The organism is Bacillus sp. JJ1773 (genome assembly GCF_036962035.1).
In the GTDB taxonomy this organism is placed as follows: domain Bacteria; phylum Bacillota; class Bacilli; order Bacillales; family Cytobacillaceae; genus Cytobacillus.
The window spans coordinates 13,729-37,096 of the sequence record NZ_JBALNX010000006.1 but is presented as its reverse complement, the minus strand read 5'-3'; the positions used below and the strand labels follow the sequence as shown (position 1 = coordinate 37,096).

27 protein-coding genes and 1 riboswitch are annotated in these 23,368 nt (G+C 37.0%); of the genes, 18 read left to right on the top strand and 9 right to left on the bottom strand.

Features of this window, described 5'->3' with window-relative positions; genetic code table 11:
* The first annotated feature begins 114 nt into the window (after positions 1-114).
* Positions 115-909, top strand: coding sequence for a flagellar motor stator protein MotA (gene motA, locus V7127_RS01715; protein ID WP_335348398.1), 795 nt, complete (start codon positions 115-117; stop codon positions 907-909).
* Positions 902-1,675 carry a flagellar motor protein MotB gene (gene motB / locus V7127_RS01710; RefSeq protein WP_335483069.1) on the top strand — a complete coding sequence of 258 codons (774 nt, stop codon included), beginning with the start codon at positions 902-904 and terminating at the stop codon, positions 1,673-1,675. Before motA ends, motB begins: the two co-directional genes overlap by 8 nt.
* Before the next feature lie 90 nt (positions 1,676-1,765).
* Here motB and V7127_RS01705 read toward each other — a convergent pair whose 3' ends face one another.
* Positions 1,766-2,965: an MFS transporter gene (locus tag V7127_RS01705; protein ID WP_335483067.1), complete on the bottom strand. Its 1,200-nt coding sequence runs from the start codon at positions 2,963-2,965 to the stop codon at positions 1,766-1,768.
* A gap of 34 nt (positions 2,966-2,999) precedes the next feature.
* On the bottom strand, positions 3,000-3,416 hold the full coding sequence (locus tag V7127_RS01700; RefSeq protein WP_335483065.1) for a MarR family winged helix-turn-helix transcriptional regulator: 417 nt from the start codon (positions 3,414-3,416) through the stop codon (positions 3,000-3,002).
* A gap of 216 nt (positions 3,417-3,632) precedes the next feature.
* On the opposite strand from V7127_RS01700, the gene V7127_RS01695 reads away from it, so the two are divergent.
* Entirely contained in the window at positions 3,633-4,730 is a 1,098-nt protein-coding gene (locus V7127_RS01695; RefSeq protein ID WP_335483063.1) for a carbohydrate kinase, read from the top strand.
* Between the two features lie 13 nt (positions 4,731-4,743).
* Positions 4,744-5,655, top strand: coding sequence for a pseudouridine-5'-phosphate glycosidase (locus tag V7127_RS01690; protein WP_335347651.1), 912 nt, complete (start codon positions 4,744-4,746; stop codon positions 5,653-5,655).
* A gap of 63 nt (positions 5,656-5,718) precedes the next feature.
* Here V7127_RS01690 and V7127_RS01685 read toward each other — a convergent pair whose 3' ends face one another.
* Together V7127_RS01685 and V7127_RS01680 are read right to left on the bottom strand one after the other, a co-directional pair.
* On the bottom strand, positions 5,719-6,348 hold the full coding sequence (locus V7127_RS01685) for a class D sortase (protein ID WP_335483061.1): 630 nt from the start codon (positions 6,346-6,348) through the stop codon (positions 5,719-5,721).
* Positions 6,349-6,693, bottom strand: a complete 345-nt coding sequence (locus V7127_RS01680; protein ID WP_335347653.1) for a helix-turn-helix domain-containing protein — start codon at positions 6,691-6,693, stop codon at positions 6,349-6,351.
* 234 nt (positions 6,694-6,927) lie between these two features.
* On the opposite strand from V7127_RS01680, the gene V7127_RS01675 reads away from it, so the two are divergent.
* The 8 genes from V7127_RS01675 (at position 6,928) to V7127_RS01640 (ending at position 11,861) form a co-directional block, all read left to right on the top strand.
* Positions 6,928-7,125 (top strand): hypothetical protein, encoded by a 198-nt coding sequence (locus tag V7127_RS01675; protein WP_335347654.1) that lies wholly within the window; start codon positions 6,928-6,930, stop codon positions 7,123-7,125.
* A 43-nt stretch (positions 7,126-7,168) separates the two neighbouring features.
* Complete coding sequence (locus V7127_RS01670) at positions 7,169-7,321, top strand: anti-repressor SinI family protein (RefSeq protein WP_335483059.1); 153 nt, start codon at positions 7,169-7,171, stop codon at positions 7,319-7,321.
* Between the two features lie 383 nt (positions 7,322-7,704).
* Positions 7,705-8,286 carry a signal peptidase I SipW gene (gene sipW / locus V7127_RS01665; protein ID WP_335347656.1) on the top strand — a complete coding sequence of 194 codons (582 nt, stop codon included), beginning with the start codon at positions 7,705-7,707 and terminating at the stop codon, positions 8,284-8,286.
* A gap of 91 nt (positions 8,287-8,377) precedes the next feature.
* The gene (locus V7127_RS01660; RefSeq protein ID WP_335483057.1) at positions 8,378-9,019 is read left to right on the top strand and encodes a TasA family protein; all 642 of its coding nucleotides are present in this window, start codon (positions 8,378-8,380) and stop codon (positions 9,017-9,019) included.
* Between the two features lie 91 nt (positions 9,020-9,110).
* Positions 9,111-10,007 carry a TasA family protein gene (locus V7127_RS01655; RefSeq protein ID WP_335483055.1) on the top strand — a complete coding sequence of 299 codons (897 nt, stop codon included), beginning with the start codon at positions 9,111-9,113 and terminating at the stop codon, positions 10,005-10,007.
* A 90-nt stretch (positions 10,008-10,097) separates the two neighbouring features.
* The gene (locus V7127_RS01650) at positions 10,098-10,928 is read left to right on the top strand and encodes an LPXTG cell wall anchor domain-containing protein (RefSeq protein WP_335483053.1); all 831 of its coding nucleotides are present in this window, start codon (positions 10,098-10,100) and stop codon (positions 10,926-10,928) included.
* 46 nt (positions 10,929-10,974) lie between these two features.
* On the top strand, positions 10,975-11,292 hold the full coding sequence (locus tag V7127_RS01645) for a DUF5658 family protein (protein WP_335483052.1): 318 nt from the start codon (positions 10,975-10,977) through the stop codon (positions 11,290-11,292).
* A gap of 228 nt (positions 11,293-11,520) precedes the next feature.
* A riboswitch (cyclic di-GMP riboswitch) is annotated at positions 11,521-11,615 on the top strand.
* Positions 11,616-11,708: 93 nt separating this feature from the next.
* Complete coding sequence (locus V7127_RS01640; RefSeq protein ID WP_335483051.1) at positions 11,709-11,861, top strand: anti-repressor SinI family protein; 153 nt, start codon at positions 11,709-11,711, stop codon at positions 11,859-11,861.
* A 129-nt stretch (positions 11,862-11,990) separates the two neighbouring features.
* Here V7127_RS01640 and V7127_RS01635 read toward each other — a convergent pair whose 3' ends face one another.
* The gene (locus tag V7127_RS01635) at positions 11,991-12,314 is read right to left on the bottom strand and encodes a helix-turn-helix domain-containing protein (protein ID WP_335483049.1); all 324 of its coding nucleotides are present in this window, start codon (positions 12,312-12,314) and stop codon (positions 11,991-11,993) included.
* Positions 12,315-12,624: 310 nt separating this feature from the next.
* Here V7127_RS01635 and V7127_RS01630 point away from each other — a divergent pair, with 310 nt between their 5' ends.
* On the top strand, positions 12,625-13,425 hold the full coding sequence (locus V7127_RS01630) for a polysaccharide deacetylase family protein (protein ID WP_335483047.1): 801 nt from the start codon (positions 12,625-12,627) through the stop codon (positions 13,423-13,425).
* An 87-nt stretch (positions 13,426-13,512) separates the two neighbouring features.
* Here V7127_RS01630 and mnmH read toward each other — a convergent pair whose 3' ends face one another.
* Positions 13,513-14,574: a tRNA 2-selenouridine(34) synthase MnmH gene (gene mnmH, locus V7127_RS01625; RefSeq protein WP_335354017.1), complete on the bottom strand. Its 1,062-nt coding sequence runs from the start codon at positions 14,572-14,574 to the stop codon at positions 13,513-13,515.
* A gap of 125 nt (positions 14,575-14,699) precedes the next feature.
* Positions 14,700-14,927: a DUF1128 domain-containing protein gene (locus V7127_RS01620; protein WP_315667691.1), complete on the bottom strand. Its 228-nt coding sequence runs from the start codon at positions 14,925-14,927 to the stop codon at positions 14,700-14,702.
* 358 nt (positions 14,928-15,285) lie between these two features.
* Here V7127_RS01620 and V7127_RS01615 point away from each other — a divergent pair, with 358 nt between their 5' ends.
* The 3 genes from V7127_RS01615 to V7127_RS01605 are packed head-to-tail and all read left to right on the top strand — an operon-like array spanning position 15,286 to position 16,971.
* The gene (locus V7127_RS01615) at positions 15,286-15,756 is read left to right on the top strand and encodes a low molecular weight protein-tyrosine-phosphatase (protein ID WP_335483045.1); all 471 of its coding nucleotides are present in this window, start codon (positions 15,286-15,288) and stop codon (positions 15,754-15,756) included.
* A gap of 19 nt (positions 15,757-15,775) precedes the next feature.
* Entirely contained in the window at positions 15,776-16,126 is a 351-nt protein-coding gene (locus V7127_RS01610; RefSeq protein WP_335354015.1) for a YtxH domain-containing protein, read from the top strand.
* 20 nt (positions 16,127-16,146) lie between these two features.
* Positions 16,147-16,971, top strand: coding sequence for a YihY/virulence factor BrkB family protein (locus V7127_RS01605; RefSeq protein ID WP_335354014.1), 825 nt, complete (start codon positions 16,147-16,149; stop codon positions 16,969-16,971).
* 226 nt (positions 16,972-17,197) lie between these two features.
* Here V7127_RS01605 and V7127_RS01600 read toward each other — a convergent pair whose 3' ends face one another.
* Positions 17,198-19,120, bottom strand: a complete 1,923-nt coding sequence (locus V7127_RS01600; RefSeq protein ID WP_335347095.1) for a heavy metal translocating P-type ATPase — start codon at positions 19,118-19,120, stop codon at positions 17,198-17,200.
* Between the two features lie 238 nt (positions 19,121-19,358).
* Entirely contained in the window at positions 19,359-20,540 is a 1,182-nt protein-coding gene (locus tag V7127_RS01595; RefSeq protein ID WP_335347094.1) for an MFS transporter, read from the bottom strand.
* Between the two features lie 306 nt (positions 20,541-20,846).
* Between V7127_RS01595 and cax the strand changes: the two genes are divergently transcribed.
* Both cax and V7127_RS01585 read left to right on the top strand, forming a co-directional pair.
* Positions 20,847-21,905, top strand: a complete 1,059-nt coding sequence (gene cax, locus V7127_RS01590; RefSeq protein WP_335347093.1) for a calcium/proton exchanger — start codon at positions 20,847-20,849, stop codon at positions 21,903-21,905.
* Between the two features lie 414 nt (positions 21,906-22,319).
* A complete protein-coding gene (locus V7127_RS01585) occupies positions 22,320-23,138 on the top strand; it encodes a YfkD famly protein (protein WP_335347092.1) in 819 nt (272 codons plus the stop codon).
* Positions 23,139-23,368 lie beyond the last annotated feature (230 nt).

The window sequence follows — 23,368 nt, the reverse complement described above, 5'->3', positions numbered from 1 at the left end:
AATAAGTTAACAAATTGAAAAAGAAAAAAATAAGAATTTTCACCTTAATCTTTGAAGGAATATGGCGAAATAAGAAAAGAGGGAGTATTTTTAAATAAAGATGGGTGAGGACATATGGATAAAACAACGTTAATAGGTTTAATATTGGGGATTATCGCAGTTGGGGTAGGGATGGTTCTTAAAGGAGTAGATCCTGCAGTGCTAATGAACCCAGCGGCTGTATTAATTATTTTACTAGGGACAGCTGCTACAGTAGCAATTGCGTTCCCAACTAGTGAAATAAAACGACTTCCAAAGTTGTTCGGAATTATTTTTAAAGAGAAAAAACAAATGAATCCAGTTGATTTAATAAAAATAATTTCTGAATGGGCACAGCTTGCAAGAAAAGAAGGGTTGCTAGCACTTGAAGCAAAGACAAGTGAAATCGATGACCCATTCCTAAAAAATGGACTCTCCCTAGCTGTAGATGGTCAGAGTGCAGATTACATACGTGACGTTTTAAATGAGGAAATTGAAGCAATGGAAGAGAGACATGCAGCGGGAGCTCAAATTTTCTCCCAGGCTGGAACTTATGCTCCGACATTAGGAGTATTGGGAGCAGTTGTCGGATTAATTGCCGCTCTCGGAAATATGAACGATACAGATACTTTAGGTCATGCAATTAGTGCTGCGTTCGTGGCAACTTTATTAGGGATTTTCACAGGATATGTCCTTTGGCATCCATTTGCAAATAAGCTGAAAAGAAAATCAAAGCAGGAAACAAAGCTAAAGACTATGATGATTGAAGGTGTTCTATCAGTTCTTGAAGGAGAGGCGCCGCGAGTCATTGAACAAAAATTAGCATCTTATTTACCGGCAGGAGAAAGAAAGATATTTCTTGAAGAAGGCGGCGTGAAGAAAGGTGAGTAGAAGGAAAAAGAAAGATCACAAAGAGGAGCACATTGATGAATCATGGTTGCTCCCTTATGCAGACTTATTAACCTTGCTGTTAGCCTTGTTTATCGTTCTGTTCGCTTCAAGCTCAGTTGATGCTCAAAAGTTCCAGGCAATTTCAAGAGCTTTCAATAGTGCATTTTCAGGCGGAACGGGAATTTTTGATTTCCCAAGTCCAATACCTGAAGGGCAGATGCAATCAACAGATGTTAAAGGCGATGATACGAAAAGTAAAAGGGATCAGAAAAATGCAGCTGAGATACTTAAAGAAGCAGAACAGCAGGAACTTGCCACAATCCAAAATAAGGTAAATACTTATATTGATCATAACAACTTGACTGAAAGGCTTCAAACATCCCTTACAGACGAAGGATTGCTCGTTTCGATTCGAGATAATGTATTATTTTCACCTGGAAGTGCGGATGTTCGGTCAAATGATATAAAGGTTGCAGATGAAATAGCTGAGCTGCTTATTATGGAGCCCCCTAGGAATATTATCATTAGCGGACATACAGACAATGTACCAATCGGAAATGCCCCGTTTGAATCGAACTGGGAATTAAGCGTCATGAGAGCGATAAATTTTATGAAAATTATTCTGCATAATGAGAAACTAGATCCAAGCTGGTTCAGTGCGAAGGGCTTTGGAGAATTCAAGCCAGTTGCATCTAATGATACGATCGAGGGACGAACAAAAAATAGAAGAGTAGAGATATTAATATTGCCTAGAACCGTAAACTAAACCTCAATTGGTTTAGTTTTTTTTAATTAGATGCGCTGATATACAATAAAAATTAAAAAGGAAATCAGCCAACAAGCTGATTTCCTCTAATTAAACTTCTGATGTCTTCCTAGATTGTGGTAAGAGTGCTTTCTTTCCATGTAAGAGAAAGTAAGCAAACAGAGCAAGAAAAATGACTCCTACTAAAATGAAATAGACTGTTGAAAAGCTCGTATACGCGGCGATAATTCCGAGAACGTAAGACCCAAGACCAATTCCAGTATCGAAAAATGTAAAGAATGTCGAAGTGGCTAACCCTCTTCTTGAAGGATCAGAATTTTTAATGGCTATTGTTTGTAAGCAAGGGGTAAGGCTTCCATATCCTAAGCCGATAATGACCCCGGAAAGCAGGAATCCAAATGAACTAGTAGCCTGGCTTAGCAAAAACATCCCAATGGCAAATAAAATGATTGCCGGATAAATAATCTTATTTTCCCCATAAAGATCAAACCATCTTCCGGTAAAAGGCCTGGAAATAAGCATGGCAGCAGCATAAACAACAAAGAAGAAGCTAGCTGCTTCGATTAAACCAAGTTCTTTTGCATAAACAGAAATAAAAGCAAGAATTCCCGAATAGCTAATTGCAAGAATTCCAGCCACGATTGAAACGGGAATTGCCTTCTTCTCAAATAGGCTGTCAATCGATAATTTCTGTGGCTGAGCTGTTTTTGACTCGAGAGTATTCCCTTTAGGCAATTGTACAGCAAATGAAAGTAATATTGCTAGGAATGATAAAATGGAACATAACATAAACAGCGAGTTAAAGCTCGAGTATTGAATAATCGTTAAACCAGCAAAAGGTCCCATTACCATGGCTAAATTCATAAACATCGAATAATAGCCAAGTCCTTCCCCTTTTCTTTCATTTGGGACAATATCAGCTGCAATCGCACCAGCTGCTGTAGTAACCATCCCAAACCCTATGCCGTGAAAGAATCTTAATATAAGCAAAGCCGGCATTGTATTCGCCCAAAAATAAAAAATACTGGAAACGAAAAACAAGATCAATGCAATAAAAAGAATCTTTTTCCGACCAATTTCATCAAGCCATTTACCTGATAATGGTCTGATCAGAACCGCTGCAATGAGGAAAACGGATGTAATCAATCCTACTTGGGTTCCGTTCCCATTTAAATCGTCCAATACATAAATCGGCAGTGTTGTCAGCAAAATATAAAAGCCGATAAACATAAAAAAACTTGTAATTGAAATACTTAAAAAACCCTTTGTCCATAATGGTTGCTTTTTCATAGATGTCCTCCTAAAAAATAACTGCAGAAATAACTTAAAGATTGACTGACATCTTTTTCAAAATTGACAGCATTTCTGTAGTCTCTTGATCAGAAATATTTTTTAAAGCTTGACTCTCACATGTCCGTACAGTTTGAAGCCAAGTGTCATACATATTGTTAGCTGCCTCAGTCAGAATGATTTGTTTTTCTCGTTTGTCGGTACCGGTCTTCTTTGTTATCCAGCCTGACTTTTCCATTCTTGCTAGCGTCCGCGTCATGGTAGGGGCCTCAACTCCTAGATAATGGGACAATTCCTTTTGAGTGGCTGGTCCATTCGTTTTAAGTAAATAAATAATTGTCCATTGAGCTGTGTATAATCCAAGAGGAGTTAATGCCTCATTCAGGATTTTTGAAAAGTGCCGGCTAAACTGGTTAATCGAGTGAAAAAGATTATTTTGTATTTGATTCAAATAAATCACCTTTTCAAATTAGTTACCTAGCTAATTATATTTGAATTTTTTCTTTCTGTCTAGTTCATAACAATAATTGAATATTAAATAATAGGGAAAGGTAGGAGAGAATAATCAGTAATCCGTATTAAAAAGGGCTATAAAAAAGATATTGCATAAATGGAGACAAGTGTTTATAATTAGGACAAAAGTTTATTTAATAAGGGCTGAATCATTATGAATCAAAAAGAGTCGTTAATATTACAGCTTATTGAGGAAAACCCTTTTATCTCACAAAATGAGATTTCAGATAAGACGGGGTTGTCACGATCAGCGGTCGCCGGCTATATTTCATCTTTAACGAAAGAGGGAAAGCTTCTCGGCAGAGCTTATGTGCTTCCAAAAAGGAAACATATCGTCTGTATTGGCGGATCCAATGTGGATAGAAAAATACAGACACTTCAAACGCTCCAGCTTGGCACATCCAATCCTGCTGAAAGCTCGCAATCATTTGGCGGGGTGGCAAGAAATATTGCAGAGAACCTTGGAAGATTAGGATGTGATGTCGCTCTTATGACTGCAGTCGGTGAGGACGGAGAAGGCGATTGGCTGCTGGAGCATACAAAATCGTATGCAGACATCAGCCCATCCCAAGCTTTCTCGAATGCAGCTACAGGAACATATACCGCCGTGTTAGATCATGAGGGTGAAATGGCGATTGCTCTAGCAGACATGTCAATCTATGATTTGGTTGACATCGATTTTGTCGAGAGAAAATGGGGACACATTGCTTCATCAGATTTAGTTGTTATTGATACGAACTTTCCAGCAGAAGTCATTAAGCAGCTAATCGTTCGTTGTCATGAAGCAAAAATTCCGGTTTGCATTACACCTGTCTCTGCGCCAAAAGTAAAGAAGCTGCCAAAAAGCTTGGCTGGAGTCACGTGGTTAATTGCCAATAAGGACGAGGCAGAAGCCTTATCTGAAATGGAAATTAAGAATGATAGCGATTTTTTCAAGGCAGCAGAAAAAATGCTGGAAAAGGGTGTAGAAAAGGTCGTTATCACTAGAGGAGATAAAGGTCTCATTTACTCTACACAAAAAGGAGAGTCTGGGACAGTCCTTCCGCCAAAAATTCAAGTGGAAGATGTGACAGGTGCCGGAGATTCGCTTGTCTCAGGAATGATGTATGCACATTTACAAGGATTAGATATTGAGAACGCTTGTAAAATAGGGATATCCTGTTCCGCTATTACACTGCAATCTCACGAAACTGTGAATCCGAATTTAAATCAAGTTCACTTGCAAGAAACGTTCAACCAATACTTTAAATAAGGGGTTTTGTCACATGTTAGAAAACTGGTTAGAATATTCAGCGGAAGTTCAAGAAGCAAAAAAAGCTAATAAACCGATTGTTGCTTTAGAATCAACGATCATCTCTCACGGAATGCCATATCCGCAAAACGTGCAAACAGCTAGAGAAGTAGAAGAGATTGTCCGTAAAAACGGTGCAGTTCCCGCAACAATTGCGATTTTAAATGGAAAAATTAAAATCGGTCTTTCAGATGAAGAGTTAGAATACCTAGGACAAGCCAAAGATGTCGCAAAAGCTAGCCGCCGTGACCTGGCATACCTAGTAGCGCAAAAGAAAGATGGTGCTACAACAGTTGCTACGACAATGATTTGCGCAGAGCTTGCAGGCATTGAATTATTCGTTACAGGCGGAATCGGTGGGGTTCACCGTGAAGCAGAAACAACAATGGATATTTCTGCTGACCTTCAAGAACTAGCACAAACAAATGTAGCTGTAGTATGTGCTGGTGCGAAATCTATTCTTGATATCGGCTTAACATTAGAATATTTAGAAACACATGGTGTGCCTGTTGTTGGATATGAAACAGATGTCCTTCCAGCATTCTATACTCGTACAAGTCCATTTGGCTTGCACCAACGTGTAGACACACCAGAAGATGCAGCAGCGATTATCCGCACAAAATGGGAACTTGGCCTAAACGGCGGTGTCGTAATCGCTAACCCAATCCCAGAAGCAGATGCATTAGAAGAAGCATTCATTACAAATGTAATTGAATCAGCATTAAAAGAAGCGAAAGAAAATAATATCGCTGGTAAAGAAGTAACTCCATTCCTTTTAGGAAAAGTAAAAGAGCTAACAGAAGGTACAAGCTTAACGGCTAATATTGCGCTAGTGAAGCATAATGCCGAAGTGGGTTCTAGAATTGCAGTAAGCTTACAAAAATAATAAGTTTTCATAATAAAATGGCCAACTCCTTCGGTTCTTAGTTAACCGTGTGGATTGGCCATTTTAATTTGTAACGGGATTTTCTGTTCGATGTGCGGTTAATACATAGCGATAAGGAGCATCACCAATATAGGAAAAGGGATAGCAGGTGGAGACTGTTAGTGTTTCTGTAGGTGAAGTGGATTTAATAACCGTTGTATCATTTGCTTCGACAATTTGGGAGCCGGTAATTTCGTAGCTATAGGAGCCATATGGCATGATGACGTGAAATACATCCCCATTTCTTAAGTCTCCGAGGCGGCGAAAGACAGTTTCGCGGTGGCCGGAAAGCAGAATTTGATCAGGCTGTCCCGGCAGAGCCGTACTGGAGTAATGGCCAACTCCTTTTTCTAAGTCATATTCGCTTGTTCCTTCAACAATAGGGAGCTCTGCTTGAAGTTTGGGGATTTCTAGTATTCCGATCACCTCTCCCTTTTTGAAAGGCTTAGGTATTTCTTTTTGTTCGTTTTGATGAACAAAATGATGATCCTCTTTTTGAACAACCATTTGGACTTTCTCTCTAGCTTCTTTTAAGGAAATTTCTTTGTTTTTTTCAAGAATATAAATATCTTTTAAAGAGAACAGGACAAGTCCAATCCCCGTAAAAAAAATGATGGAAGCGGAAATTAGAATGAATTGGTTCCTAGCAATCACCTATTCTTTGCCTCCGTTCATATTCTTAAATTTAATAAAATCCAAATAATAAGCAAATTCCTCTTTCGTCACACCAATATCAATCGCATCATGGACCAATTCAATCCATTCGCGATCTACTTGATTCATCTCGTTTGGCTCCGCCTTTTTCTTCTGATCCAACAAATCCTCTACATCCGTATCAAGAGTTTTTGCTAGTCTTGATAACACTTGTAAAGATGGATTTTGTTGAATGCCTCTTTCTATGTAGCTTAAATAAGATTTAGAAACACCCGCTTTTTCGGAGAGTTCATTAATGGATAAACCCTTTTCTATTCTTAACCTCTTAATACGCATACCAACCATATATTTTATCCCCTTTTATTTAGTATATCGTAATTTTCATTATAACGAACAAAGTGTTCAATAAAAAATTCGAAATATTGAGAAAACTAAAGGATAACATAGGAAACAAACGAATAACGTTCTTTAAAACGAAAAAACGGGCGAATTTGATTTTTTATGAAATAGGAATATTAGACTATACTCAATGATAAGATTCTGTAAAGAGAACGAAAAATCATTAAGGTGGTGTCATGAATGTATCAAAAAAACTGTGATCAATGCCATCGGCCATCTTATAGCAGCAGTGAAATAGGAAGTTGGCTGTGCCCCGTTTGCGGAAAAGATTTAACGACGTACCCATTTTTTGATGCTTTGACCATGGAAAGAATTCATATAAAGGCAGTACCGTATCAAAAGAAAATAGAGAAATATGATTTTAAACAATTAAGGTAATCATTTAATTTAATAAGAACTAATTTTTGGGAGGAGCAGTCTAATGGAGACAAAGGCACTCAATGAAAAGTTAGATATGGAATGGATCCAGCTTATACTAGAGGCAAAAAAATTAGGAGTTGAAAAAGAAGAAGTTCGCGATTTCCTTCAACAATATATTTTAAACGATGCTTTAACTAATAAGCCGATATGCTAACACAAGATAGAATAATAGTATAAACTCGAGTATTTCTTACAAGGATTTTTTCCTTTTAAGAAATACTCTTTTTTTGTTGCGTTGTGAATCATTGAGTTCTATAGAAAGAACGAAAACGTTCTAAATAAATTACAAAATAGTTAGAAAACAAGAGAAATAACAAGGAAACAAGCACGAAACGTTCTTTATATCGAAAAAACGGACGTTTTTGAGGTTTTTCAAATCGATCCTTATGACATATACTCAAATCAACAGGTTCTTTATAAAGAACAAAAAGGCCTGACTGGGTTATGTGTTGTTCCTTTTTAGGAACAACAAGACATAGGCAGATCGAAGTTTTTGAAAGTAGTTAATTTCAATGAAAATTTCAAGAGGTGAAAGAAATGAAGAAAGTGATGAAAGGTTTAAGTAATGCAGTAACGATACTTCTGTTTTTACTACTTATATTGATGGCCATGTTAGTAATTTCCTCTAAAGCTTCAGGAGGGGAGCCACAAATATTGGGATACCAACTGAAAAACGTATTATCCGGATCAATGGAGCCAACCTTTAAAACTGGTTCAATCATCGCTGTTAAACCTGGGGGAGATACAACTAGATTCAAAAAGGATGATGTCATTACATACATGGAAGATGAACAAAAAATCGTTACTCATAGAGTCATTGATGTTGTAAAAAGTGGTGACCATGTTATGTATCAAACAAAAGGTGATAATAATGAGCATCCTGATTCCAATCTTGTTCTTTCAGATAATGTAGTGGGTGAATACACAGGATTTTCAATTCCATACATTGGATATTTTATAGATTTTGCAAAATCAAAAGCTGGAACAGCAACTCTACTAATTGGGCCAGGAGTTATATTACTCCTATATTCTGCAATATCAATATTTAAAGCTCTGAAAGAAATAGAGCATGCAACAAAGAGAAGAGATGAGAACCAAGGACCTGAAAAAACCGCTTAATTATGGTTGTATTCCTTATGGAAACATAAGGATTCAATAAAAAAACTACATACCTCGTAAAAACGGGGGAGAAACCAAGGAGGAAGAAAAAATGTCAATCAAAAAGAAATTAGGTTTAGGAGTAGCTTCAGCAGCACTAGGTTTATCATTAATTGGTGGAGGAACTTGGGCAGCGTTTAACGATGTTGAAACGATGCAAAACCGTATTGCCTCAGGAACAATAGACTTACAAATTGGCAAACAGGTAGAAGGTGCAATGAAAGTTACAAAACTTATACCAGGGGATACAATGACTCGACAATTCGAGCTTCAAAATCATGGCACATTAAATATTGATAAAGTACTTTTATCGGTTAATCCGGTTGGTCAAACAGATCCAGATTTTCTAGGGGAGTTTGCAGTAACAATGTTAAACTCCGATGGAAAAAATCTATTAGCAGGAATTACAGGAACTGGCGTACGTGATGATAATAGTCCTTATGTTTCTATTCAAGATGTAATTTCGCACGCCAATGCTGGAGGCTTTGATATAACAAATGGTAAATTGCCTAAAAATCCTTCTATCCCAGGTAGAGATGTAGACATCATCGACATTACAGTAGAATTTGTTAACAAAGAAGCTAAGGACGCTGCTGGAAAATACGTACAAAATAAATATCAAGGTAAGGTTGCTGAATTTAGATTTGTCTTCGAAGCAACTCAAGAAGCTGGTACTGAAAGAGCGAACGACTAATAAAAGAATGAAAGGTGGGTTAATTAACCCACCTTTCTATATATTGTACATCCTCATTTAATCATATTTATAGAAAGATATGGTGAAGAAAATGACTATTAAAAAGAAATTAGCATTAGGTATTGCAAGTGCTGCACTGGGCCTTTCCCTAGTAGGTGGAGGAACCTTTGCGGCATTTAATGATGTTGAGTCGATGAACAATACCCTAAAATCAGGTGTCCTAGATCTTAATGTAGATCCTTCTGTAGTATTTAACGTTTCAAACTTAAAACCTGGTGATTATATGGTAAGAGACTTTAAGATTGAAAATATTGGAACATTAGATATTGAAAAAGTCCTCATGCACACTAGCATTGAAGTGAAGGATAAAGCAGGAAATATTGTTGATAGCGATTTCGGATCACAATTTATTATAAATTTCTTAACAAGTGATATGCAGCCTATTATAACCCCATGGGATAATGTATCAATACAGGATCTTAAGAGACTAACAGATAACGGGAAGTCTCCAGATATTACAACATATTTAAAACAGGGTTTAATTGTTCCATTAAATCCAGATTTACCAGTTGGAGACACAGATCATATATTAATGATGGTTACATTTAATAATGATAAAAACAAAGATAACAAGACAGGGCTTTATTATCAAAATAAATTTCAAGGCTTAGATATGAAACTTACCTTTAATTTAGAAGCAACGCAATACTCAGGGGAAGAAAGGATAAATGATAAAGAAAAGCCACAAGAAACTCCAGAAATTACAATTGCCAATGTTTCAATAATAAAAAATGAATGGGATTGGCAAAATGCTAAAAATGGATATCACCTAAAAGCACAAGTTGAATTTACATTCAGTGATGGAAATACGATTAAATCAAATACTGAAACTGTTAAGAATGCAAATCCAACGGGTGAAAGTATTACCTTTACACAAAGGTATAAAGGGAAAGATTATTCTATTACTTTAGACATACCTTTTAATTAAAAAATAAAAAATTTGGCCAAGGTTATTTCCATCATCTATATATTTAATGAAACATATTCTTTTCTTTTTTAAGGAAAGAAAGGGGTTGCTATGAGATTACGGTTAATAATCATTACCTTTATTTGTGCCTATGCAGTATTGTTCCTTCAACCCATTAATATTCAAGCAAGTACCAACCAACAACCTAATATTGAAACAAAACCTAATAACTATTTATTCGATGTAAAAAATATGTCACCTGGGGATTGGGCGACAAGGACTTTAACTATTCAAAACCGTGGAGAAAGTGATTTTACCTATAATTCAGAGTCTTATTATAAAGCTGGTTCAAGGAAACTTTACAATGAATTTCTTTTAAAAGTATGGGATTCCAAGGGGCTCTTGTTTGAAGGGAAGTTAAAAGATTTCGATGGGTTTAAGCCTAGACATTTACCTTCAAAAAACGAAGAGGATTTAAAGTTTGAGGTAACTTTCCCCTATGAACTAGGTAATGAATTTCAAGGGTTAGCTTTTAATTTTGAGTTAAGGTTTGTAATGGAAAATTCAGGGCAGAGTCCTAATCCAAACCCTGATCCTGATCCAAATCCAAACTCAAACCAAGATTCCAATTCAACCACTGACCCCGATCCAATACATGATAACGCTGCTCCTCCTACTAGCTCTGAAACAGAGTCAGATCAAGAAAATGATCAAAATAATAATATAGAAAATCCTGCTGCAGAAGAGGATACGGCTATGCCGATTCCTCTTCGTTCAATTCCTATTGAAGAATTGGATGCACCAATCGAAAAGGGGCAAATCTTACCTTCAACAGCTACAAATATGTATAACTATTTATTAATAGGGGTCATATTAATGACTGCAGGCGGCGGTTTTCTTCTATATCAAAAAAGACGAATAAGAGATAATCAAAGGCCTTGATTGGAAATAATACGATCAAGGCCCTTATTAATAGTAATAGGTCAGGATGATAATAAGTGAAAATCAATATAAAAAAGGTTTTGTTTATTTAACTTTACTGAATTTGTATGATGGTATAGTCACATTTTTCGGTATTCAGTTTTCTTTAATTGAGGAAAGTAATCCCATCATGAATGCCCTTTACCAAACAAATCCTTTCTATTTTCTTGGTTATAAAGTAATTCTATCTGCTGCTCTATTTATGTTCCTTTTTATAAAAAAACTTCCCCGTAAAAAAATTGTACATAATTTAGCCCTTGCAGCCACTGGCTTATATACGATTGTGTTTGTTATTCATGCCATTTGGATTATAACACTCATATAAAATAATAAAAAAGAATTTCGACTATATTTAACACAATTAAGATTGAAACTAGATAAAAATAGATATCTTTTCTAAGATTAAAGGGATTTATGTAAATATTGTGGTAAATTGTAAAATAATTGTAGAAAATAGGGTAAAAATTATTTGAAAATTTACAAAATATAACACAATTACCAACAGCCAATCCACTACAATATAACTAGTTGATAATTTACATAAGGAAATAGCTTCAGAAAAAGGCAAACCTATTGAAAAATAGGGACGCAAAGTCACAGGTCTAAAGTATGGATGAAGACGTTCTTTTTTAAGATAATTCTACATAAACTCAATATAGCAGGCAGCACATAGAAAAGGCAGTTTCCATACCAGGATGGCTGGATTGCCTGGAATACGATTCGTATTTTGGGGGGAAGAGTGTGGGGAAAACGAGAGTCCAAATGGAATTACTAGACAGTGAGTGGATGAATTTAATCATGAAGGCGAAACAAATGGGGATTGAGAAAGAAGAAATTAGGGAGTTTTTATTAAAAAATGGGGTAGAAAAGCTAACTTTAAAAGTAGCTGAATAGAGATAATGACATAAATAGCTAAGTGTTTCTAAAAGGACTACTGTTCTTTATAGGAACGCTTTTTATTTTGCAAAAAAGACGCAGAGGGTCAATGTTTACCTTTGCGTCTTCTTACGAACAGCCAATATCTCATTTATTTTGATCAATTCTCCATTTATTAAATTCAAGAAATTCACGGAATTGGTCTTTAGAAACACCAGAATTCATGGCTTCTTGTACGATATCGACCCAATCCGAATCCAACTCATCTGTATTCGGCTGTTCATGAATTAAATGATCAACCGGTACATGAAGGACAGCTGCGATTTTTTCAAGAAATTGTATGGAAGGATTAGTTTGCAGGTTTCTTTCCAGCGAACTTAAGTATGATTTGGCAACACCAGCTTGTTCGGCAAGCTCGGATAACGACATTTTCTTTTCTTTACGAAGTAATTTTACGCGATCACCGATCATCCAATCTCACACACCTTATCAATAATAATAATAAATCAATTGGGATTTCTGTATTGAGAACGGATTGTTCAAAATATATATTTACATCTTAACATAAACTTCGTTTAGTTGAAAAAAAATTTGTGGGTAATATGTATTTTTTCAAAAAATATAAAAAATTGAAAGTGAGAGGACATAATAAAAGCACACCTAATCCAGGTTGTGAAACAAGAAAACTTGAGGTGTACCCAGATACCAACTCTTAATTCCGATAAATATTTTTAATAAAGAAATCAAAAAATAAGTCCATCATGAAAGAGGAGCGTATTCAATGAAAAATAAATTGTTCATTTCTATTCTTTTGTTAATTCCATTATTCTCCTTTCAAATAAATACGGAAGCATCGACTAACAGTCGAGAAGCATATGAAAAAACAGGGCGTGTTATTTGGAAAGTGAACACAAAGGAAAAGTTAGTTGCCCTTACTTTCGATGATGGGCCTCATCCTATTTTGACTCCACAAATACTTGATATATTGGCAAAACATGATGCTAAAGCCACCTTTTTTGTAGCTGGCAATAAAGTAGTCAGATTTCCTGATCTTTTAAAAAGAGAAGTGAAAGAGGGACATGAAATTGCTAATCATACTTTCCATCATATATATGGAAATATAACCTCGGCAAAACTATCATCCGAATTAGAAGAAACAGATAAAATAATTAAGCAATTCACTGGGTTAAAGTCTTCACTTTATCGACCTGTAGGAGGTTTTTATAATGATGTAATAATTAATACTGCTTTTATTTACGGTAAAACGGTCGTATTATGGTCATGGGATCAAGATTCCCGAGATTGGGCAAATCCTCCGGCAAATCGAATGTACAATTACATTAAAAAGGGAGTAAAGCCAGGTAATATCATTCTTTTTCATGATTGGCACGGTAGTGAATATACTCAAACCTGTTCTACAGTTAAAGCATTAGATGACATTTTGGATTATTTAGACAAGAACGGGTATAAAAGTGTAACTGTATCTGAATTGCTCTACCGTTCAACACAACTCATTCCAGAATCTTTCGAAATCTATCCTACAAAAAAAGATAAAAATTCTCAAATTGATTTAATGTTTTAAATGGATAATCTCGCATAAAAGTATCTAGCTTAGCAGCCAAGTCGGAAGGTAAACTTGGAGTTGGCGCTAGAAAGAATAAAAGTGCTCCTATCTTTTGCTGAGAGCACTTTTTGTGTCTAGTATTTTTACAATTTCCTCAACAGCTAAATCAGTATCATCTGCTTCAATGTGATGAAACGCTCCTTCATAGTCGAGTTGTTTGTGGGCATACCGAGGATCGTAATAATCTTCTAACAAAATTTGAATGACTAACTTATAGTTTTGATTTCTAGCTGCCTCATTTAAAGCAGCTATGGTGTCTGAATTCTTTATTCGCTTATAAATATACGTTAACCGCTCCATTAGATTATCGTGAAACCACTGTTCATGTTGATAGGGCTTCACATACTCACGATAAATCCGCTCGATTCGTGATGATAATGACGCTTGAAGGTTAATATTAAACCCTTGATGTTTTTTGTTCAGCAATTCATCAGGCTGAACGACCTTACCGACCCGTTTACTTTCGGCTTCTACTAAGAAAAATGGAGAGTCCTTTATTTCCCTTAATGTTTGAAAGAGCAGGGAGTCAAAGGTTTTCTGATTATGGCCCTCGAATAAGCCAAATGATCCGAAGATGGAGCCGCGATGGCAGGCAGCTGCCTCTAAATCAATGACAGGCATGCCTTTTTCCTTTAACTTTTTCAGTACTTCAGTTTTTCCTACTCCTGTCATGCCGTGTATGGTTACTGCCCGAGGAGGAATTAGTCCAGGTATTTCCTCTAATATATATTGCCGGTAGGCCCGATATCCCCCGACTAATCGAGGAATGGATATTCCTGCAAAGGATAGAAAGGTAGCAACTGATTTACTGCGCATTCCGCCTCTCCAGCAATAAACAACGGGTTGTTTCCCTTCGTCAATTAATGCTTTAATCTGTCCTAAAATAGAAGGGAGCTTTGGAGAAACGATCTCCATCGCCCGCCACTTTGCCGTATCTGACCCTTCCTGTTTATAAATAGTTCCGATCATCGCTCGTTCTTCATTCGTAAATAAAGGGACATTGACTGCACCAGGAATTTTGAAGTCGTCATATTCACCAGGTGATCTCACATCAATTGGAACAGCATACTTTAATTCAAGAAGCTGAGCTACACTGATTTCTCTCATATTTGATTTCCTCCGAGTCTGCATCTATAAAAATATTTTATCCATTAATTTGCAAAATGAAAAGGCGTTGTTAAATATTGGCTCAGCAAATAAATAAAAGCAGCCTCTACCGGCTGCTTAAGCGATTACTTGTTTTTCCTCAAATTCCCAAGCTCTTCTGCCAAAGCCTGCATTTCGTTCGGACTGAAGCTGTTCTTTTTCATGACGAGATCATAAATATCCTTTAATTCCTCATACATTTCCTCGTCAAAATGGGAAGGCTTGATTGCTCCAAAGTTTAAAACCTTTAATTTTTCTTTAATTTTTTCAATCATGTATTCCACATTTTCTACTGATTTCTGTGCTAAGTCCACCCTAATTCCTCCTCAAAAAAATCTATCCGCCAACTCTATCAAGTATTCCCATCTTTCCATGTTATGAAATAAAAGTCAACCATAATTGGGATCTTAATTCAAGCCGTTCCTTTCAAAATTATTATCATATTGCCCGCGAAAAGGAAAATCAGAGGTTCACGGTAAAAGAGAGTAAGTTCCATTACCCGATGGAAGGAAAAAGTACTGTTCGCGGTAAAAGAAAGGAGGTTTCATTACCCATGGAAGGGTAAAATGGCTGTTCATGGTAAAAAAGTAGGGGTCATTGAGTAGTTCAAGGTTTATATAGTTGCACAACAACAAAATATGAAAGAAAATGTTGTCAAGGAGGGTGTACATAATGATTAACGTATTATTTGTTTGTTTAGGGAATATTTGCCGCTCGCCTATGGCGGAAGCAATGTTTCGTGATTTAGTAAAAAGGGAAGGGTTAGAACATACCATCCATGTTGATTCAGCGGGTACAGGCGATTGGCATATTGGTCAGCCGCCACATGAAGGGACAAGAAAAATCTTAGAAAAATATAATATTTCTGCTGAGGGGCTAAAAGCGAGACAATTTCAGATTAATGATTTTCAAGATTTCAATTACATCATCGCGATGGATGCTTCCAATGTTCAAAACATTGAAAAGCTGAAAAATCAAGATGCAAATGCCCGAGTCATAAAGTTGCTGGATTTAGTTCAAGAGGCAACAGATAAAAATGTTCCAGACCCATACTTTACGGGGAACTTTGAAGAGGTGTACGAGCTTATCGGAAAAGGCTGTGAACAATTGTTAAAAGAACTGCGTAAAGACCATAATATATAAGAAAGTGAGTGTGACTAGAATGGGGAAGTCGTTATTTTGGAAAGGCGTATTATACGGAGCGCTTGCAGGTGGTGCTTTAAGCCTGCTTGATCGGAGTACCCGGGAATCGGTTGCCGCTAATTGTAAAAAAGCAACGAAAGAAGTTTCATACTATGTAAAAAATCCTGGACAAGCTATAAGTGAGATTAAGGACATGACTAATCAAATTCAATCAACGTTTGAACAGGTTAGCTCAGAGGTTTCTTTTATTATGGAAAAAGTGGATGAATTAAAGGAATCGACAACCGATGTAGTGGAGCTTATGGGAGATACAAAGCAAGCTTTTTTTGAAAAAGATGAGGTTGAGGAGAGTACTAAAATTGTGAATTAATACTCTTAAGAGGTGATGGGATGGGACGAGCCTTTTCGAATTTGTTTTCGCAAATAAAGAAAAGAGTGATGGTAGATGATTTATTTGGGCTCTCGGCACAATTAGCCTACTTCTTCCTATTATCTCTATTTCCTTTACTTCTTTTCTTAGTATCGCTGCTTCCTTATTTGCCAATTACCCAAGAAGATATTCTTGCAGTTATTCGTGATTTTGCGCCAAAGGATAGTATGCAACTAATTGAGACTAACATTATTGCGCTTTCCCAAAAAAATGGCGGGCTGCTTTCCTTTGGAATTATTGCCACGATTTGGTCAGCATCCAATGGGATTAATGCAATCGTACGCGCTTTTAATAAAGCCTATGAGGTAAAAGAAACCCGCCACTTTCTTGTAGCAAGAGGGATGGCTATTCTTTTTACTTTTGCCATGCTGTTTGTCTTTGTTATTGCTTTATTGCTTCCGGTTTTCGGGAAAATTATTGGTGTTTATTTATTTGCTAAATTTGGCTTATCCGATGAGTTTATGACCATTTGGAATACGCTACGCTGGCTTGTGAGTTCAATCATCCTCTTCATTGTTTTTACTGGCTTATACTGGATTGCACCAAATACAAAGCTAAAATGTATTACAGTTATACCAGGTGCCATTTTTGCAACGGTGGGATGGGAGCTGTCTTCCTTGGCTTTTTCCTATTATGTGAGCAATTTTGGTAATTACTCAGCCACTTATGGGAGTATCGGTGCCATTATTGTCCTGATGATCTGGTTTTACTTAACTGGAATCATCATTATTCTAGGTGGAGAAATCAATGCTGTATACAGTAAATACAAAAAGGAAGATTGCTAATAGTTTCCTTTAATAAATTGTGGGTAACTTCAAAGAATAAGACAGGGGAAATAATATTGGTCTTTAAAAAGGAGGCTTATATTTATGTCTAAGAAATCGAAGAAGGACGGCGGAACAAAGCAAAAAGGTAAGAACAAACCAAAACAGAAAACTTCAGGTTCAGCTAACGGACAAAATGGATATCATTAAGAAAAAAAATCCCGGGGGCGCCCGGGATCTTTCATTTCTATGACTTCAACAGCCTTAAGCTATTTAAGATAACCAAAATCGTGCTTCCTTCATGGGCGATGACACCAAAAGGTAAATCAACAAATTGCAGGAAGTTGGACGCGATTAACAGCATGATGACTGTTATTGAGAAAATAACATTTTGCTTAATGATTCCATTCATTTTTCTTGAAAGCTTGATGGCTTCTGCAATGCGGGGAAGATCATTTTTCATCAGGACGACATCCGCTGTTTCCAGCGCCACATCTGTCCCTTCACCCATCGCAATTCCGATATTAGCTGTTGCCAATGCGGGTGCATCGTTTATTCCGTCTCCAACCATCCCAACTGTTCCGTATGTTTCTTGGAGTTTTTTTAGATGCTCGACCTTATTTTCCGGCAAGCATTCAGCTATATAATCATGAACATGGGAATCCTTCGCGATAGCCATTCCCGTGTTTTTGCTATCACCTGTAAGCATAATTGTGTAGATGCCCTGGTTTTTTAATTGATCGATCGCCATTCTAGTTTCTTCGCGGACTACATCCTGCAGAGCAATAATGGCTGCAATAACGCCTTCTTTTTGTACGAAAACAACCGTTTTCCCCTCACTGGCCATTTTCCCTGCGGCCCCATTACTAAAGCTTTGTGCCCCATCAATTCCAACAAAAGCGGCTTTCCCAATTTTCCATTCTTCCCCGTCAATATTGGCTTTTACTCCCCAGCCGGTAACATCCTCAATACTCTCCGGACTGATAAGGGATTCAGATAAATGACCCTTTGCATATTTCACTATGGCATTAGCCAATGGATGTGTTGAGTGACTTTCAATAGAAGCAGCTTTAATTAAAATTTCTTCCTTGGAAAGCCCTTCAGCTACAACCACATCTGTCACTTCTGGTTTTCCCTTTGTAAGGGTGCCTGTTTTGTCAAACGCAATGGCTTTTACATGACTTAAATTTTCTAAATGAACGCCGCCTTTAAAAAGAATTCCGTGTCTCGCCCCATTTGAAATGGCTGACAGGGTGGCAGGCATAATAGAAGCAACAAGGGCACATGGTGAAGCAACAACAAGTAAAATCATGGCCCGATAAAAGCTTTCTGTCCAGCTCCATCCTAAAAGGAAATGGGGGACAAACATCATCAGAACAACAACGGCTAATACAATTTTTACATAAGTGCCTTCAAAACGTTCAATGAACAGCTGAGAAGGAGATTTTTCACTTTGAGCAGATTGTACAAGCTGAATGATCTTTTGAAAAAGAGTGTCACTGTTTGGTTTTGTAATTTCCACGGTAATCGAACCATTTAAATTAACTGTGCCAGCAAAGACGGCATCTTCATTTCCTTTCGTAACAGGAATTGACTCACCAGTAATTGCTGATTCATCGATAGTAGATTGGCCTTTTATAATTTTTCCATCGGAAGGAACACGTTCTCCTGGCTTAACAAGAATTTGATCGCCAATACGCAATTGCGATACATGGATTTTTTCCTCGATGCCACGATTAACCCGCAAAGCTTCCTCAGGCTGAATCTCCATTAATGCGGAAATCTCCTTATGGCTTTTGTTCATTGTATACGTTTCAAGAGCACCGCTTACTGCAAAAATAAAGATAAGAATGGCACCCTCCGTCCAATAGCCAATAATAGCCGACCCGATCGCCGCAAAAACCATTAGCATTTCCACATTCAGCTCTTTATTTGCAATGGTTTCTTCGATTCCCTCTTTTGCTTTTGCAAACCCGCCGATTATAAAAGCGAGGATGTATGCTGCAACTGATGGGGCTGCCAGCTCATTTCGATCCAATATCCATCCAGCAGCAATGAGTACACCGCTAAAAAGAGCAGCCATTAATTCAGCATGTGGTTTTATTTTTTCTATAAGGCTTTCATTTTTGCTAACCGGACTTTCTAGTAGTGCTTTCACTTCAGTACTCATTTTTTTCCTCCCCTTAATGATATTATTTTTCAATTGGGCGCTTCTAATTGAGAAAAATAATCAACATCAATACCCCTATAAAACAACGAAAGCTGCCGCCTCAAAGGCGACAGCACAAAACTTAAATTGTAGTGTAATGTTGTTTTCTAGTGTTATTCATAGTTTACTATATAGGGTATGAAATGGGAAGGAATATGTTCCTTTTTTTATAATAATTATTAATTTATTATTATTTTACTTACTGAGAATAAGATTCCTTCTCAGAGGCCACTTGTTTTTGCCCAAAAATGACGACCGTTAAGAATATGAGGAACAGCATCATGCTTATAATATGAAAGAAGCTGAAAGACTTAAAATGCTGGATGAAAACTCCGCCAAGAAATGGTCCCGCCAAGCTTCCGATGCTAAATGCTACACCGCAAAGTAAATTTCCTGTTGGCAGCATATTTTTCGGTGTTAAATCAGCCATGTAACTGATCCCTAAGGAAAAAGTGGAGCCGACAACCATCCCAGCAATGAATAAGCAAATCGTTAATCCAATCATCATCTCTTCTAGAAAACTAGCCGTCATAAAGCTTAAACATCCAGTAAAAAGGATAATCATTAATATATTTCTTCTGCCATACTTGTCGCTTAATAATCCAAGCGGCAATTGAAATACGATAGCGCCAATCGCAAATGCTGTTAAGAGCATGGAAACATTCGTAACCTCAAGTCCAATTCTCAGCCCATAAACAGGAAAGCTTCCATTTATAGATGATTCAAGAAATCCATAACCAAATGCAGGGAGAAAGGCAACCCAGCCGTATTTGATTGCTTTATTAAATCTCTTCATTGTTTCTTTAAACGAATTTACTTCAATCGTTTGCTCTGGGAAATCGTTTTTTAAGATAAATAAAAATACCCATGCAATGAGGCAAAGTATTGATGAAACAATAAAAGGAAGAGCTTCATTAATATTAATCAATGGTGCCATCATAGGACCTACCGCGAAGCCCGCTCCAAAAAACAAGCCATATAAGGAAATATTGCGGCCTCTTTTATGCTCTGGTGAAAAAGAAGTGATCCATGTCTGTGTTCCGAAATGCAAAGCATGGTCGCCAATTCCAATCATTAGACGAAGGAAAAACCAGAACCAAAAGGATTTCCAAACAGGGAATAGCATGAGAGAAACAATAACAATCAATCCGCCATAAAGAATGACTGGTTTATACCCATACCTTCTTAACGGGTATTCCATAAAAGGGGACACAAGTAAAATTCCGATGTACAGCCCAGTTGCATTTAATCCGTTTAAGCTCGAAGAAACTCCTTCATTTTCAAAGATAATGGCTATTAACGGAAGCAGCATACCTTGGCTAAAACCCGAGATTGCAACAATACTAACTAAAATCCAAAAACGCATATTTTCTTTTTTCATTTTTTCAAAACCTCAACTTTTGGACAGAAATTCCTGCATAAAATTAATAAATAAAGACTCAATAATGATGGTATATGCAATCAGAGTTCTTGGCAATAAAAATCATTTTTTTCATTCTTTTGGGAAAGATATGGTGACGCGCTTTTTGTTTTCGGGAAAGTCAGCCTATAGATTTTCAATATATCGGTCGGTATCCAGATATATCGGTTAGTTTGATGATTATATCGGTCAGAAACCTAAATATATCGGTCGGTGCCAAATAATTAGGTCAGTTTACATTCTTATTTGAAGGGATGAGTTATAAGAATGAACAAAATTTTTTCCGCACTTGTATTTATCGGTGTGCCTCTATCTGTCATTGGTACACTTATGCATTGGTCCAGTATTTTAATGTTTATTATTTATTGCGTGACGATTATTGCTCTTGCAAGCTTTATGGGGAGGGCTACTGAGAGCCTTGCGATTGTTGCAGGTCCGAGAATAGGAGGCTTGCTGAATGCCACGTTTGGAAATGCTGTTGAATTAATTATCTCGATATTTGCTCTTAGGGAGGGCTTAGTTGGAGTAGTGCTTGCTTCCTTAACAGGATCAGTGCTTGGAAACCTTCTTTTAGTCGCTGGTTTATCATTTTTTATAGGGGGCTTAAAATATAAACGTCAGACCTTCAATGTGTATGATGCAAGACATAATTCAGGATTGCTTATGTTTGGAGTGATTGTGGCATTTGTCATCCCAGAAATATTTTCAATGACGATGTCAGAGAGCGATACACTTAATTTCAGTGTAGGTATTTCGATTATATTAATTGTTTTATATTTAGCAGCATTATTTTTCAAGCTAGTTACCCATCGCGGTGTTTATCAGACAGAAAATGTGAATGAAGATAGACATGGCGAGGAAGAGCCTGAGTGGGGAAAGGGAAAAGCGCTGCTTATTCTTGCTCTTGCAACCATTGCTGTTGCCTATGTATCTGAAAATTTAGTACACACATTTCAGGCAGTCGGTGAAACCTTTGGCTGGACAGAATTATTTATTGGGGTTGTGATTGTTGCTATAGTAGGGAATGCTGCAGAGCATGCTTCAGCTATTATTATGGCTTACAAAAATAAAATGGATATTGCTGTTGAGATAGCTGTAGGGTCAACCTTACAAGTGGCGATGTTCGTTGCACCATTGCTTGTATTAATTTCTTTAATGTTCCCAGTATCGATGCCGTTAGTTTTTTCGATGCCAGAGCTAATTACAATGGTGACCTCTGCACTCCTCATGATCATTATTTCAAATGATGGGGAAACCAATTGGTTTGAAGGAGCTACTTTACTTGCAGCCTATTTAATAATGGGGATAGGGTTTTATTTATTATAGGAAAACATAAAAACGACTCTGAAATGACTCCAGAGTCGTTTTAAAGTTCAATTATTTTTCGCAAAAGGATGTAAATCTACTCGCTTTTTAGGAATTTACCACCAGCCTTTATATTGTTACTGGACCATAAAACCTTTATTTTGGAATGATGAAACTTTAATAAACTGTCATCCTCCTTTTTAGTAGCGAATCGACTTAGCGGCCCTCCTTTTATTTGAAAGTAAGTTTATTATACATCGGATTTTGATATTTGTAAATATTCAGATTATTAAATCAATATTACGAATTTGTTTTTTGTATTGCAATCACTCATGGGGGTTCTGATAAAATTTTTTTTCAAAATGGATAATATACTTGAACTCCGAAAAAACTATAAACAAACGAAAGAGATAGTGAGTTGAAAGGAGTCTCACCATGAAAAAATACATGTCAATCTTTATCATAGGTCTAATATTTATGCTATCTTTTCAGAACGAAGCCGCAGGTTTAATGGATGAGAAAAAAACGAATCAACCCCAAAAAATAATAGCAATTCCAAACTCTGTTTTGACCATCACAAAGGAAAATACGTATCCAAACCCGGCACAGCATATGCCCAAACTGGAGCCAAGTGAATTAACACAAAGTTTAATTGAAACGTCTAAAGTTAAAATTGAAAATCCAGATTTAATCCGGATGTTAAATGAGACGACTGTTAATAGCACCCCATTTGCAATCGGGTATCGGGCGATCATATACCTTGGACAATGGCCGTTAAATTATGAGTCATCCGAAACTTCCCCGAATTGGGAGTATCAAAAGATTAACACCAATTACTTCGATAACCGGGGGGGAATTGCGCCCTATCAGATTCACTACGTTCAAGAAGCTCAGAAAGTGGTCAGAGGCGGCCTAACTGCAAAGGTACCAAGCACAGAAGATGTCAAAAAAATGATGCTCTTAAAGGCAATGGATAAATCTGGCCTGCCACTTTCCTTTGAAACAATAATCGGAGCTGGAACAAAAAAGGATCATAAATACAATATCCCGCCAAAAAGATTGGGCTATCTATACGGCTACGCCCCAGCAATTAACGAAAAAGGAAAGGTCACTTACGGGGAAGTCTATTTAATGCTAAAAGGAAATAAGAAAATGATTATTATTAAAAATGTAACATCCCAAGGAGTCGGTGCATGGATTCCAATTCAGGATCACATGTCCTTCGGATTTGTAGCATCAGAGCGGCCGAGATAAAAAAGTGTAATTGAAAACCTGCAGGGGATGGATGCATTTGGCAAATTCCCTGCAGGTTTCCTTGTGTTATTATAGAGTCTTGAAGTGTTATATGGCGCCCATCGATTCGGAAACTTTTAGTCGAAGGTCGTTAAGAGGGGGTCATAACGCCCTTCGATATGGAAACCCATGGTTGAAGGTCGTTAAGAGAGGCTTAAAACGCCCTTCGATACAGAAACCCATGGTCTAAG

Excerpts from the sequence above, each read along its gene's own strand:
- V7127_RS01630 (WP_335483047.1), top strand. The coding sequence starts at position 12,625 with ATGAAAAATAAATTGTTCATTTCTATTCTTTTGTTAATTCCATTATTC.
- V7127_RS01660 (WP_335483057.1), top strand. The coding sequence starts at position 8,378 with ATGTCAATCAAAAAGAAATTAGGTTTAGGAGTAGCTTCAGCAGCACTA.
- V7127_RS01615 (WP_335483045.1), top strand. The coding sequence starts at position 15,286 with ATGATTAACGTATTATTTGTTTGTTTAGGGAATATTTGCCGCTCGCCT.
- sipW (WP_335347656.1), top strand. The coding sequence starts at position 7,705 with ATGAAGAAAGTGATGAAAGGTTTAAGTAATGCAGTAACGATACTTCTG.
- V7127_RS01705 (WP_335483067.1), bottom strand. The coding sequence starts at position 2,965 with ATGAAAAAGCAACCATTATGGACAAAGGGTTTTTTAAGTATTTCAATT.
- V7127_RS01610 (WP_335354015.1), top strand. The coding sequence starts at position 15,776 with ATGGGGAAGTCGTTATTTTGGAAAGGCGTATTATACGGAGCGCTTGCA.
- cax (WP_335347093.1), top strand. The coding sequence starts at position 20,847 with ATGAACAAAATTTTTTCCGCACTTGTATTTATCGGTGTGCCTCTATCT.
- V7127_RS01635 (WP_335483049.1), bottom strand. The coding sequence starts at position 12,314 with ATGATCGGTGATCGCGTAAAATTACTTCGTAAAGAAAAGAAAATGTCG.
- mnmH (WP_335354017.1), bottom strand. The coding sequence starts at position 14,574 with ATGAGAGAAATCAGTGTAGCTCAGCTTCTTGAATTAAAGTATGCTGTT.
- V7127_RS01675 (WP_335347654.1), top strand. The coding sequence starts at position 6,928 with ATGTATCAAAAAAACTGTGATCAATGCCATCGGCCATCTTATAGCAGC.
- motA (WP_335348398.1), top strand. The coding sequence starts at position 115 with ATGGATAAAACAACGTTAATAGGTTTAATATTGGGGATTATCGCAGTT.
- V7127_RS01650 (WP_335483053.1), top strand. The coding sequence starts at position 10,098 with ATGAGATTACGGTTAATAATCATTACCTTTATTTGTGCCTATGCAGTA.
- V7127_RS01690 (WP_335347651.1), top strand. The coding sequence starts at position 4,744 with ATGTTAGAAAACTGGTTAGAATATTCAGCGGAAGTTCAAGAAGCAAAA.
- V7127_RS01605 (WP_335354014.1), top strand. The coding sequence starts at position 16,147 with ATGGGACGAGCCTTTTCGAATTTGTTTTCGCAAATAAAGAAAAGAGTG.
- V7127_RS01585 (WP_335347092.1), top strand. The coding sequence starts at position 22,320 with ATGAAAAAATACATGTCAATCTTTATCATAGGTCTAATATTTATGCTA.
- V7127_RS01645 (WP_335483052.1), top strand. The coding sequence starts at position 10,975 with ATGATAATAAGTGAAAATCAATATAAAAAAGGTTTTGTTTATTTAACT.
- V7127_RS01695 (WP_335483063.1), top strand. The coding sequence starts at position 3,633 with ATGAATCAAAAAGAGTCGTTAATATTACAGCTTATTGAGGAAAACCCT.
- V7127_RS01595 (WP_335347094.1), bottom strand. The coding sequence starts at position 20,540 with ATGAAAAAAGAAAATATGCGTTTTTGGATTTTAGTTAGTATTGTTGCA.
- V7127_RS01600 (WP_335347095.1), bottom strand. The coding sequence starts at position 19,120 with ATGAGTACTGAAGTGAAAGCACTACTAGAAAGTCCGGTTAGCAAAAAT.
- V7127_RS01670 (WP_335483059.1), top strand. The coding sequence starts at position 7,169 with ATGGAGACAAAGGCACTCAATGAAAAGTTAGATATGGAATGGATCCAG.
- V7127_RS01680 (WP_335347653.1), bottom strand. The coding sequence starts at position 6,693 with ATGGTTGGTATGCGTATTAAGAGGTTAAGAATAGAAAAGGGTTTATCC.
- V7127_RS01655 (WP_335483055.1), top strand. The coding sequence starts at position 9,111 with ATGACTATTAAAAAGAAATTAGCATTAGGTATTGCAAGTGCTGCACTG.